The 12,703-nt window shown below is 43.2% G+C and carries 9 protein-coding genes; all 9 read left to right on the forward strand.

The features are described 5' to 3' along the window. Positions 1–125: 125 nt before the first annotated feature. Positions 126–1,148, forward strand: coding sequence for a glycoside hydrolase family 130 protein (locus H8S51_RS07415; protein WP_186899480.1), 1,023 nt, complete (start codon positions 126–128; stop codon positions 1,146–1,148). A gap of 23 nt (positions 1,149–1,171) precedes the next feature. Continuing rightward, positions 1,172–2,524: a glycoside hydrolase family 5 protein gene (locus H8S51_RS07420; RefSeq protein ID WP_241070949.1), complete on the forward strand. Its 1,353-nt coding sequence runs from the start codon at positions 1,172–1,174 to the stop codon at positions 2,522–2,524. After that, positions 2,514–2,642, forward strand: a complete 129-nt coding sequence (locus tag H8S51_RS18105) for a hypothetical protein (protein ID WP_256451912.1) — start codon at positions 2,514–2,516, stop codon at positions 2,640–2,642. The genes H8S51_RS07420 and H8S51_RS18105 overlap by 11 nt, the downstream gene beginning before the upstream one ends. A gap of 145 nt (positions 2,643–2,787) precedes the next feature. Continuing rightward, positions 2,788–4,275 (forward strand): AAA family ATPase, encoded by a 1,488-nt coding sequence (locus H8S51_RS07425; protein ID WP_186899478.1) that lies wholly within the window; start codon positions 2,788–2,790, stop codon positions 4,273–4,275. Positions 4,276–4,318: 43 nt separating this feature from the next. Next, the gene (locus tag H8S51_RS07430) at positions 4,319–5,770 is read left to right on the forward strand and encodes a nicotinate phosphoribosyltransferase (protein ID WP_186899477.1); all 1,452 of its coding nucleotides are present in this window, start codon (positions 4,319–4,321) and stop codon (positions 5,768–5,770) included. 111 nt (positions 5,771–5,881) lie between these two features. Next, complete coding sequence (locus tag H8S51_RS07435) at positions 5,882–7,345, forward strand: Wadjet anti-phage system protein JetA family protein (RefSeq protein WP_186899476.1); 1,464 nt, start codon at positions 5,882–5,884, stop codon at positions 7,343–7,345. Continuing rightward, on the forward strand, positions 7,345–8,097 hold the full coding sequence (locus H8S51_RS07440) for a DUF4194 domain-containing protein (RefSeq protein WP_117918592.1): 753 nt from the start codon (positions 7,345–7,347) through the stop codon (positions 8,095–8,097). Before H8S51_RS07435 ends, H8S51_RS07440 begins: the two co-directional genes overlap by 1 nt. Further along, on the forward strand, positions 8,072–11,428 hold the full coding sequence (locus tag H8S51_RS07445; protein WP_118590918.1) for an ATP-binding protein: 3,357 nt from the start codon (positions 8,072–8,074) through the stop codon (positions 11,426–11,428). The genes H8S51_RS07440 and H8S51_RS07445 overlap by 26 nt, the downstream gene beginning before the upstream one ends. Before the next feature lie 6 nt (positions 11,429–11,434). Beyond that, entirely contained in the window at positions 11,435–12,697 is a 1,263-nt protein-coding gene (locus tag H8S51_RS07450; RefSeq protein WP_118209081.1) for a Wadjet anti-phage system protein JetD domain-containing protein, read from the forward strand. Positions 12,698–12,703: the final 6 nt, after the last annotated feature.

The raw sequence follows: 12,703 nt of genomic DNA on the forward strand, positions 1-12,703 counted from the left end.
AATGAAATGAATCAGAAACGGCAGAAAACAGATGCCGCTATGAATAAAAATGGAGAAGGATCGCACAGGTTTTAGAGACAAAATAAAAATATAAAATGAAAGTCTGTGCAGAATGGAGGAGCAAGATGGGAAATGTAAAAATGATCAGTCCGGCAGTGCCAAACATGCCGTGGCAGGAGAGACCGGAGAAAATCGTGAACGCGCCGGTATGGCGTTATAAGGAGAATCCGATCATTGGAAGAAATCCGGTAGAAGGGGTGGCAAGGATTTTTAACAGTGCTGTCATACCGTATGAAGGAAAGTTCATCGGTGTGTTCCGCGGGGAGCAGACAAATGGAATACCATATGTTTATTTAGGAAGAAGTGAAGATGGTATTCACTGGGATTTTGAGAAAGATAAAGTACGCTTTGTCGATGAAGACGGAAACGATTTTATGCCGGTATATGCATATGATCCGCGGCTGGTAAAAGTAGAAGATACCTATTATATTATCTGGTGTGGCGATTTTTATGGTGCAGCGATCGGAATGGCTAAGACAAAGGACTTTAAGACATTTACCAGGATTGAAAATCCATTTCTGCCATTTAACCGGAATGCAGTGCTGTTCCCGCGTAAGGTAAATGGAAATTTCCTGATGTTGTCAAGACCGTCCGACAGCGGACATACACCGTTTGGTGATATCTTTATCAGTGAGAGCAAAGATCTTACTTACTGGGGAAAACACCGTCATGTGATGGGACGCGGCAATGAATGGTGGGAGTCTTTAAAGATCGGCGGCGGAGCAGCACCGATCGAATTGGAAGATAGCTGGCTGCTGTTTTATCATGGTGTCAGTGGAACCTGTAACGGATATGTATACTCGATCGGCGGAGCAATCTTAGATAAAGAAAATCCATCTATCGTAAAATACCGCTGTACGGATTTCCTGTTGACACCGGAAGAATGGTATGAGGAACGCGGATTTGTTCCGAATGTCTGCTTCCCATGTGCAACGATCCACGACTTTGCAACCGGAAGAATTGCAATTTACTACGGTGCTGCGGACAGTTATGTCGGTCTTGCATTTACAACAGCAGACGAGATTGTAACATATATCAAGGAACACAGTGTAACAGGGGAATCCGATACGGAGATCGGAAGAAGATAAGTTCCTCTGAAATGGAGATTGTTATGAAGTTAAATAAATTGGGAAAGTTAGCCGCCTTGTGCGTGGCAGGATGTATGCTGCTTAGCGGCTGTGGAACAGGAGATCCGGCGGATAAAGTAACAGAGACCGGAAGTGCTGCTGATGTTGCGGCAGAAAAGAATGAAAACGCAGAAGATACAGAAGTGAAAGACGCGTCAACAGAAGATGTGGCGGCAGAACAGGATAATTCAGAGACAGAAACGGAGGATGCTGGGGTGACAATACCAGAAGTTGTGATCGAACCGAAGGAGATACCGGATACAGACGGAATGGCATTTGTGCGGAATATGAAAGTCGGCTGGAATCTCGGTAATACATTTGATGCAATTACAAATGCGCAGAAAGAGGATGAACTTAGTATTGAGTGGTCATGGTGCGGTGAAAAGACAACAAAAGAGATGATCGATGCAGTGAAAGCAGCAGGATTTCAGACGCTGCGTCTGCCGGTATCATGGCATAATCATGTATCCGGAGATCAATATACGATCAGTGCGGCATGGCTTGACCGTGTGCAGGAAGTTTTAGATTATGCGATAGATAACGATATGTATGTGATCTTAAATATCCATCATGATACGGATCTCGAATACTGTTATCCGGATAAAGAGCATTTAGAACAGTCTCTTTCCTACATGACATCTATCTGGGAGCAGCTTGCCGACCGCTTTGGAGGTTATGATGATCATGTGATCTTTGAGAGCATCAACGAGCCGCGGCTGAAAGATACTGATCATGAGTGGTGGCTGGATATGAATGCTGCGGAATGTGTGGAGGCAGTAGAATGTATCAATGAATGGAACCAGAACTTTGTGGATGTTGTGCGGAAAACCGGAGGCAATAATGCTACACGCTATCTGATGGTGCCGGGTTATGATGCGTCGGCGGACGGAGTCTTAAATGACAAGTTTGTATTGCCGTCAGATACTGCCGGAAATGATGGGAAGATCATTGTTTCTGTGCATGCTTATATTCCATATCATTTTGCACTGCAGGCTGCAGCGGAAAATGAGAGCACAGATTATTTTGATGCTTCCGACAAGACAAGTACCAATGATATCGATCAGATGATGGAAAAACTGTATGCAAAATACATCAGTAATGAGATACCGGTTATGATCGGAGAGTTCGGTTCCCGTGACAAAAACGGAAACCTGCAGAGCCGTGTAGATTGTACTGCATACTATGTTGCTGCAGCACGCGCTTACGGCATGAGCTGCAACTGGTGGGATAATAATGCATTCACAGGGGACGGAGAGTTATTTGGACTGCTTGACCGTAAGACAGTTACCTGGAGGTACCCGGAGATCGTGGATGCAATGATGAAGTATGCTGAATAAGGTGTTGCTGATTAGGAACAGAAATGTTCTCGATGTAAGAGCATCGTTAAAAGTTGGGTTGCAGATGGCACCGGAGTATGATATGGATGTGATTCTTAAGAATCTCGAAGGAAGATAAGGGTATAGTATGAAAAAGCAGGCAGGCAAATCGTAAAGATTGTGTTTGCCTGTCTTTTTTTGAAATAAAATCCAAAAATGATTGGAAAAACAACAAAAATGTATTAAGATAGTAGGCGAACAAATAAAGGAACGAGATTTCGAAAATGAATATAAAACAGGCAAAAGAAGAAATTAAGCATACGGTGATGGCGTATCTTGCGAAAGACGCACAGGGAGAGTACCGTATCCCTGCAATCAGACAGCGTCCGATCCTTCTGATGGGACCGCCCGGCATTGGAAAGACGCAGATCATGGAACAGATCGCCGCAGAGTGTAAGATCGGACTGGTCGCATATACGATCACTCATCATACGAGACAGAGTGCAGTCGGACTTCCGATGATAAAAGAGGAGTCTTTTGAAGGAAAGACATATTCTGTTACGGAATATACCATGAGTGAGATCATTGCAAGTATTTACCGCAAGATGAAGAAAACTGGGCAGAAAGAGGGAATCCTGTTTATTGATGAGATTAACTGTGTCTCAGAGACATTGGCGCCGACGATGCTGCAGTTTTTACAGTGTAAGACGTTTGGCAACCAGGCGATCCCGGAAGGCTGGCTGATCGTTGCAGCCGGAAACCCGCCGGAATACAACAAGTCAGTCCGCGATTTTGATATGGTCACCTTAGACCGTGTGCGGTATCTGAATATTGAGGCTGATTATAAGGTGTGGAAAGAATATGCGAGGGCAAAACATCTCCACAATGCCATTTTAAGTTATCTGGAACTCAGACAGAAAAATTTTTACCGCGTGGAGGCAGATGTGGATGGTATCCGCTTTGTGACAGCACGTGGCTGGGAAGATCTGAGCAATCTGATGCAGGTTTATGAGGAGATGGATCTGCCGGTGGATGAGGGTGTCATCCGTGAGTTTATCCATCATGGGGATGTGGCGGAAGATGCAGCGGCATATTTTGAACTGTACCGCAAGTACCGGGATGACTATGGAATCACAGATATCCTTGCGGGCAGGATAAGACCGGAGTCATTTGCAAGGATTTACGCGGCAGCATTCGATGAGAGACTGAGTGTGGTCAATCTTTTGCTGGATGGTCTGTCTGCATTTTTTGTAAAAGTGCAGGAAAAGAAAAAGATCACGGATAACTGGTATGAATTTTTAAAAGAATATCAAAGACATCTGAAAGAGGGCGAAGCACCGGCAGAATGTTATCAGGCATTGCTTGAGGAGAAAATGGCAATGGTAGAAGCAGAAAAACAGGCGGAGCTTTGTACGAAGGCACAGGCAGCCGGATGGGAACAGATATTTGCTCTCTGGAAAGAAAATATGCCGGATAAAGGTCTGGATGCAAAGGAAAGTTTTGCGCAGGCGAAGACAGGATTTGATATCCAAAGAGAGACATTAGAGGAATCAGAGCAGGATGCATCGGATGCGTTAGAGCATGCATTTGATTTTATGGAACAGGCGTTTGAGGATGGTGAGGAGATGGTTGTGTTTGTGACAGAACTGACCTTGTCATCGGAAGCGGCAATGTTTTTGGCGGAGCATACCTGTGATCGGTATATGACATATAATGAACAGCTTCTGATCGGAAAACGGAAAAGAGAACTGTTATCGGAATTGAAACGATAGGAAATACACCCTGCGCAGCAAGGTGCAGGCATGGAGGATTATGATGAAACAGAGTGAAACAAGAAATCTTACAATGATGATGGATCTGTATGAAATGACGATGGCAAATGGTTATTTTAACGATCAGGACAAGGATACGAGAGTTGCATTTGATGTATTTTACCGCAGTAATCCGGACGGCGGTGGATTTGCGATCTTTGCAGGATTAGAGCAGATTTTGGAGTACATTGAAAATCTTCATTTTGATGAGGAGGACATTGCATATTTCCGTTCACTTCACATTTTTACCGAAGATTTTCTCACTTATCTGAAAGATTTTAAATTCAGCGGTGATATTTATGCGTTCCGGGAAGGAACGATCATGTACCCGAATGAGCCGGTCATTACGGTAGTTGCACCGTTAATCGATGCACAGCTTATTGAGACAGCACTGCTTGCACAGGTCAATCATCAGTCGCTGATCGCAACAAAAACAAGACGTATCGTGAGTGCGGCAGAGGGACGTGCAGTTTCTGATTTTGGTGCACGCCGTGCCCATAATATGGATGCTGCAGTTTATGGCGCCAGAGCTGCTTATATCGGAGGCGCTGTCGGAACGGCAACTGTGCTTGCCGGTCAGATGTTTGATATTCCGGTCAGCGGGACCATGGCACATAGCTGGGTGATGTATTATAAGGATGAATTTGAGGCATTTAAACATTATGCAGAGAATTATCCGGATGGGACAGTGCTTTTAGTGGATACTTATGATGTCATCGGTTCCGGTATCCCGAATGCGATCCGTGTGGCAAAAGAAGTTTTAGAGCCGATGGGAAAAAGATTAAAGGGAATCCGTATCGACAGCGGTGACCTTGCATACCTTTCCAAAAAAATCCGTAAGATGTTAGATGATGTGGGATTAGAGGATTGCAAGATCGTTGTTTCAAACAGCTTAGATGAGTATACGATCACATCCATTTTACAGCAGGGCGGAAAGATCGACAGTTTTGGTGTCGGTGAACGTCTGATTACTGCAAAATCAGATCCTGTCTTTGGTGCCGTATATAAGATTTCGGCAGTGGAGGAAAACGGTACATTTGCTCCGCGTATCAAGATCTCAGAAAATGTGGAGAAGATCACAAATCCGGGACTCAAAGATGTGTACCGTATCTATGATGAAGCAGGACATTCCGTTGCAGATCTGATCACAAAGGCAGGAGAGAAAGTTGATATGTCTGTGCCATACCGCTATGCGGATCCGGAAAAACCATGGAAAAACCGTTCTTTTGAAAACTGCACAGCGAAAAAACTTCAGCAGCAGGTCGTAAAGGCAGGAAAACGTATCGTGGAGCCGGAAACCTTAGAAGATATCAGAGCTTATGTGGAAAAACAGCTTAATACCGAAGTGTGGGAAGAAGAACAGCGTTTTGAAAATCCACATGAACATTATCTGGATATGAGCCCGGCATATTACGAGATGAAGATGGATATGCTGCATGAATCACGCACCAGATAAAGTGTGTGCAGACGGATATGCTGCATGCATTGTGCAAAAATAAGACGTGTGCAGATACAGATAAGCAGTGTATCATGAGATTGTAAGAAATGATAGTAAGGAAAGAATAACGTGAAATTGATATACGACATCCCAGCATCTTTCTGGGGCCTGTTCCGGTCCGTAAACCGGGACATCTATATAGAAGCACTTCTGACCATCAATGACGAATACCAGTACAACAATTACTTTTTAAGCAGAGAAGCATGTGTCCAGATTTTAAGTGACATGTGCTCCTCTCGTCGTTATGCCTTTATGAGAGAGGATAATGAGACAGAGGAAGATGTAGAAACTGCATTGCCGGGACGAATCCTAAACTGGCTGGTACGCGCAAAATGGCTTAGAAAAATTGAAGATTATGAGGCAATGACTACCAATATCGTCATACCGGATTATGCGGCAGTGATGATCGAGGCATTTGAAAAATTAGCGGACGAACCGTTAGATGACACGGATCTTTATATCCAGAATGTTTATGCGACTCTTTTTTCTTTTAAGAATGACCACCGCATGAATCTTGCCATGTTAAAGACAGCACTTGTCAATACCAGAAAACTGAATAAGGCACTGCAGGATATGCTGCACAACATGGATAAATTTTTTGAACGCCTTTTGAACAAACAGTCTTATGACGAACTGTTAAAGGAGCATTTAGAGGGCTATGTGGAGGAAGTTGTCAGACGCAAATACCACATTTTAAAGACGAGTGACAATTTTTATATTTATAAAATGGACATTAAACGCTGGTTAAAGGAAATGCGGGAGGATGACGTCTGGGTGGAGCGCATCCGGCAGAAACAGCGCATGGAGCAGAAAAATGCGGGAAGCAGGTCTTCTGTACTTGAAACGCAGCGGTCAGAAGAGGATCTGCCATTTTTACATGCGAGAAGAAACAGACAGGAAGATGTGTTGGATCTGATCGACCAGATCGAGCGTGGATTTGATGACATTGAACACCGGATCTCAAACATGGACAAAGAACACAGCAAGTATATCCGTGCAACTGTGAGCCGGTTAAATTATCTGCTCAGTGATGAGACAGAGCGTCACGGTATGCTGATCCTGCTTTTGAACAGACTTGGAGCGGCTGAGACGGAAAGTGAACAGAGTGAGATGTTAAAAGAAGTGGCGGGGCACATGAATCTGTCATCTTTTGATGTTTTGAGTGATAATCCTCTTTATAAGAGAAGACGCCGCAGAAAATTTGAGGATGATCTGCAGGAAGAAGAGGAAGATGCAGAGCTTTCCAGGGAAGATGTACTGCGCTTAAACAAGATTGAACACCGTTATACGGCAAAACAGATCGAAGAGTTCATCGAAGAGAAGATGACAGATGGTATTTTAGAAACAGAACATATGGATATAGCGGATGATGAGTCATTTGAAAAGCTGATCCTTGCCTATGATATCAGTATGCGCAAAAACAGCAGATACCGGGTACAGGTGGAGAATAGTCAGATTCAGAATGGCAATTATTGTTATCCGAAAATGACTTTTAGCACAAAGCAAAAATCAATAGAAAGTGAACAGAATTAATGTTTGAAGGTTACGAAGAGTTAAATACGCAGGATGTGGAGCGGATGCAGGAAGTGATAAGAACATTGCTCTCCCAGACATTTCTGCCGGAACGAAAATATGATAAAAAATACGGACGCATGATGCCGGATCGCATGTATGATTTTTGCGACAGGCATTTGGAATTTCTGACGGAGTATTTTGCGGTTGCAGGGATAAAACTCAGCCAGGATACAGAGCTTGGAATCATTTATCTGGAGGGAACAGACGGAATCGGGGAGAAACTGCCGAAACTTGCAACGATTTACCTGCTGCTTTTAAAACTGATCTACGACGAAAAGATGGCGGCAGTTTCCTCCAGTGTCAATGTTATAACGACGTTTGGAGAACTGAATGGAAAAGCAGGAGAGTTCCGTCTGATCAAAGGTCCGTCCTCCATGACTGAGATAAAAAAAGCATTTGCTATTTTAAAGAAATATCAGATGGTAGAATTTCTGGATGTGTTCGAAGAACAGCTTGAAAATACGAGGATCATGATCTATCCGTGCATCAATTTAGTGCTGATGCGGGAGGATGTAAACGGGCTGCTCGGCAGTTTTTCTGATGAGGTAAAAAGTGATGAGGTAGCCGGTCAGGAGAATCTGGAGTGGAACAGTGAGGAAGCACTTTCAGAAAATGATATGACGGATGAAGAAAGTGATCTTGAACCAGAAGAAATGAATGTGGATGAGGAAGGAGAGACAGAAGATGGAACAGATGAATCAGGCATATAAAGTTTTTACCAGAATCTGCCTCAATAACTGGCATTATATTGACCGTAAGGTGTTAGGGTTAAACGAGAGCATCAATTTTTTTACCGGACATTCCGGCAGTGGAAAGTCCACCGTAATCGATGCGATGCAGATCGTGCTTTATGCGAACACGGATGGACGTGGATTTTTCAACAAGGCAGCGGCAGATGATTCTGACCGAAGCCTGATCGAGTATCTGCGCGGCATGATCAACATTGGTGAGAATAATCAGGCAGAGTATAAGCGAAACAAAAACTTTTCCACGACGATCGTTCTTGAGATGGAACAGACGATCACAAAAGAAAAAGAATGTATCGGTGTTGTGTTTGATGTGGAGACCGCTACCAATGAGATAAACAGGCTGTTTTTCTGGCATAAGGGCGAGCTGATCCCGGGGGATTACCGGACAGAGAGCCGCGCAATGACGATCAGTGAAGTGCGCAGCTATTTACAGCAGAATTTTCCCAAAGATGAGATGTTTTATACTTCTAATAATGAGAGATTCCGCAGAAACCTTTATGATGTCTATTTAGGCGGACTGGATATGGAAAAATTCCCGCGCCTGTTTAAGCGTGCGATCCCATTTAAAATGAATATCCGGTTAGAGGATTTTGTAAAAGAATATATCTGTATGGAGCAGGACATCCATATCGAGGACATGCAGGAGGGGGCGATGCTTTATGGCAGAATGTGCCGTAAGATCGAAGCCACGATGCAGGAAATCGAAGAATTAAAGCAGATCAGTGCACAGTATCAGGTGATGGAGGAGAAGAAAAAAGAACTGTTAAACTGCCGTTACCGGATGGACAAACTGACGATCTTACAGTTAGAGCAGACCATAGAGGAAATGCAGCAGCGTGTGGAAAACTGGAAAAAGGATGTCGTACTGCAGAATGAAAGTCTTACAGAATTGCTTCAGGTAAAAGAAAATTATGAAAAAGAATACGGCGAGATCAATGAGCAGATCGCCGGAACCGGTTATGCAAGATTAGAAGAGCAGTTAAAGAGTTTGGAAGAAAACCTAAGCCTTCTGGAGCGAAGTAAAAATAAATGGGACGGTATCTGTGCAAGATTAAACGGCTGGGAAGATGTAGATATCGTTTCGAATCAGATTCTATGGGATATCGAGAAGTTCAAAGAAGGCACGATCACCGGAGAGGAGATCGAACGTTTGAAACGAAGTCTGGTCGAAGTGCAGAAAGAGGCAGAAAAGGACAGGCAGGAGGCTTCCTCGGAGATCCGTTCCATGAATAAAGAAGCGGATGTGTTAGAGAAAGAACTCACAGAGTTAAAACTTGGTAAAAAAGCATATCCGAGAGAGTTAGAACTTGCGAGATCCGAAATTGCAAGAAAACTTTCTGAACAGACCGGAAAAAATATCCAGGTCCGTATTTTTGCAGATCTCATTGATATTAAAGATGAAACATGGCGTAATGCGATCGAGGGTTATCTTTCCTGGAACAAACTTGCGCTGATCGTGGAGCCTGCCTATGTCAAACAGGCGATGGAAGTATACGAAACACTCGACGAGAAGCGTTTCTTCCGTGTATCTTTAGTGGATACGGAAAAACTGATGCAGGAGGATTGGCGCGTAAAAGACAATGCGCTTGCAGAAGAAGTAGAAGCAAAAGAGCCATATGTGAGGGCATTTGTGGACTTCTTACTCGGAAATGTCATCAAGTGTACTTCGGTGGACGAACTGCGCCAGTGCAAGATCGGTGTGACGGCAGACTGTTTATTATACCAGAGTTATCAGTTACGCCGTTTAAATCCGGACAATTATAAGAAACATGTATATATTGGTGAAAAGAGTAAGAAACAGCGCCAGAAGGAACTTGCAGCCAGCCTGGAGAAATTAGAGCAGGACAGAGCAGAATACAGAGAGCGTGAGACAGAGGCGAAAAATATTCTTGCCCAGGAATTTTTAAATGATACGGTCGAGGAATACCAGAACCTGATATCAGATCTTTCGGAGAAGAAAGAAAAGGAAAAACAAAAGGCAAAAACAGAAAAGAAAATGGCAGAGATCGGTGCCGGTACGGTTGAGATCTTAAAGAAACAGGCAGAAGAGATTCACGAAAAACAAAAAGATCTGGAAGATAAGATCGATGACTTAAAATACCAGATCCGGAAAAAAGAAGATGCCATTGAAAAAGACAGCAGTGATTTCATTACAAAAAATGAGGAACTTCTTACGAAAAAAAGAGAGCTTCGCGGTTCCGCTGCGGAAGAAGAGGCATTTGAGGTTTATATTGCCGGGCAGAAAAATAAAAAATATGACAGCCTGAAAGCATCGACACAGGAAGAAATGGAACAGGTGTCCGGTCAGTGTGATGTACAGAAAAATAAACTGGTGGATGTACGTATGAATTATCTTCAGAATCATCCAAAACGTGATTTCTCAGCGAGCGCAGAGAATAATGACGATTATGACAGCCTGCTGTCAGAGCTTTCCTGCAATGAACTGGAAGAATACCAGAAAAAAGCGGCTGAGCAGGCAAAGGCAGCAGTGGAGCATTTTAAGGAGGATTTTGTATACAAGATCCGCAGCGCTATCAAAGAAGCCTATGTGCGCAGGGATGAATTAAACCGTATCATCCGCAACCTGAATTTTGGTAAAGACCGCTATCAGTTTAAGATCACGAGAAATAAGGGAGCCGACGGCGCATTTTATGATATGTTTATGGATGAGGACTTAGATATCGATCCGTCCTCACTTGCATCGCCAATGGAGCATCAGATGAATCTGTTTTCGATGGAGCATGAAAATAAATATGGTATGTTGATGAGTGATCTGATCCATATCTTTATTCCGCCGGAAAATGCCACGCAGCAGGAACTTGATGAGGCAAAACAGAACATGGTGAAGTATGCAGATTACCGTACGTATCTTTCATTTGAGATGGAACAGATCGTGGAAGGTGACGAACGTCTTGTCATTGGTCTTAGTAAGATGATCAAGAAAAATTCCGGTGGTGAGGGACAGAACCCGCTTTACATTGCACTACTCGCAAGTTTTGCGCAGGCATACCATATCAATCTGTCTGCAAGACTGACAAGACGTCCGACAATCCGTCTTGTTGTTTTAGATGAGGCATTTTCCAAGATGGATGCAGAGAAAGTGGCGAGCTGTATCGAACTGATCCGCGGACTTGGTTTTCAGGCGATCATCAGTGCAACGAACGATAAGATCCAGAATTACATTGAAAATGTAGATAAGACATTCGTTTATGCGAATCCGAATAAGAAGAGCATTTCGATTCAGGAGTTTGAGAAAAAGGATTTTTCACAATTGGTTGTGGAGGAGGAGTAAGAGCGGTTGAAGAAGGAGAAGGAAAAAGAGACAAGAACCAGTATCGTTCAGGTGATCCTTGATGATTATGAACATGGCGATACTGATTGGAGAAAATATCCTAATCAGGGGCAAAATGATGGGAAACGTTCTATCAGAATCGTTCAGGCGCTGTATGATGAAATCGGAAAAACAGAGCTGAACAGGCAGGTTTTAGAGTTGCAGGCACGTCATCTGTTACAGGATGGAAAAGGGCAGAAGATAAGTGGATGGTACACAAGGGGAAGTGAACTAGAGCAGATCGTATATCGTTTGTCTGATATTCCGAGATTTTATGAAATGGATGGGCGGGTGCCAAAATATGAGCGCTATTTTGAACCATTTTTGAAACTTCGTCAGGAGTTACAGAAATTAAGAGGGCGCCAGCAGACCTGGAAACCATGGATCGATCAATGTATTGGGGAGCTGGAAAATGACCTGGAACGTGAAAAAATTCCGAAAATATGCAAAGATGAAGAAACAAAGGAAATTTATTTTAACACGTTAGCCGGATTAAATGAGATAGAGGAACCGGTTTCAAGACGGATATTCAGTAAAAAATACCTGAAAAATTCAAAATCATTTCAGAGAGCAGTCCAGGATAAAATTATTTCGGATGCGAGAAAATTTTGCCCGGATGTGGATGCTGACGAAGAAGTTATGGGAAATGACGAAGTATTATCGGAAATTGGGATTGAGACATACCATCAGGAACTTTCTGTCAAAGGTCCGCTGCAGTTTGAGCTTGCAGGAAACAAAATTGATACCGCCCTGTTTGCCTATGGTACGATTTTAAATGCAGAGACATTAAAATATGCAAAACTATTGCCTGAGCAGACGATTCGAAAAATTGTAACGGTTGAAAATAAAGCCAATTTTATGGAAATGTCATATGAAGAGGGAACGCTGCTTGTCTATTCGCACGGTTTTTTCTCACCGAAAGAGAGGCTTTTCCTGAAAAATCTCAGGGAGTGTCTGGGAGAGCAGGGGGCAGAGTATTTTCATACCAGTGACTTAGATTATGGCGGAATCCGTATATTTATGAATATAAAAGAGAAAATTTTTCCGGATGTGAAACCGCTTGCAATGGATGGGGAGACGTTTTTCAAATATCAGGAATATGGGGAAAAACGGGATGAAAAATATTTGCAAAAAGTAAGGGACACAGAAGTTCCGGCAGAATTAAAAGAACTTAAGGATTATATTTTAAAAACCGGTTGTACGATAGAGCAGGAAAGTATGCTTTTTTAGCAGGAG

Source organism: Roseburia rectibacter, assembly GCF_014287515.2.
Classification (GTDB): Bacteria; Bacillota; Clostridia; order Lachnospirales; family Lachnospiraceae; genus Roseburia; species Roseburia rectibacter.

What these genes read in the sequence shown, in the direction of transcription:
- H8S51_RS07430 (WP_186899477.1), top strand. Translation starts at nt 4,319, where the DNA reads ATGAAACAGAGTGAAACAAGAAATCTTACAATGATGATGGATCTGTAT.
- H8S51_RS07415 (WP_186899480.1), top strand. Translation starts at nt 126, where the DNA reads ATGGGAAATGTAAAAATGATCAGTCCGGCAGTGCCAAACATGCCGTGG.
- H8S51_RS07445 (WP_118590918.1), top strand. Translation starts at nt 8,072, where the DNA reads ATGGAACAGATGAATCAGGCATATAAAGTTTTTACCAGAATCTGCCTC.
- H8S51_RS07425 (WP_186899478.1), top strand. Translation starts at nt 2,788, where the DNA reads ATGAATATAAAACAGGCAAAAGAAGAAATTAAGCATACGGTGATGGCG.
- H8S51_RS18105 (WP_256451912.1), top strand. Translation starts at nt 2,514, where the DNA reads ATGCTGAATAAGGTGTTGCTGATTAGGAACAGAAATGTTCTCGATGTA.
- H8S51_RS07420 (WP_241070949.1), top strand. Translation starts at nt 1,172, where the DNA reads ATGAAGTTAAATAAATTGGGAAAGTTAGCCGCCTTGTGCGTGGCAGGA.
- H8S51_RS07440 (WP_117918592.1), top strand. Translation starts at nt 7,345, where the DNA reads ATGTTTGAAGGTTACGAAGAGTTAAATACGCAGGATGTGGAGCGGATG.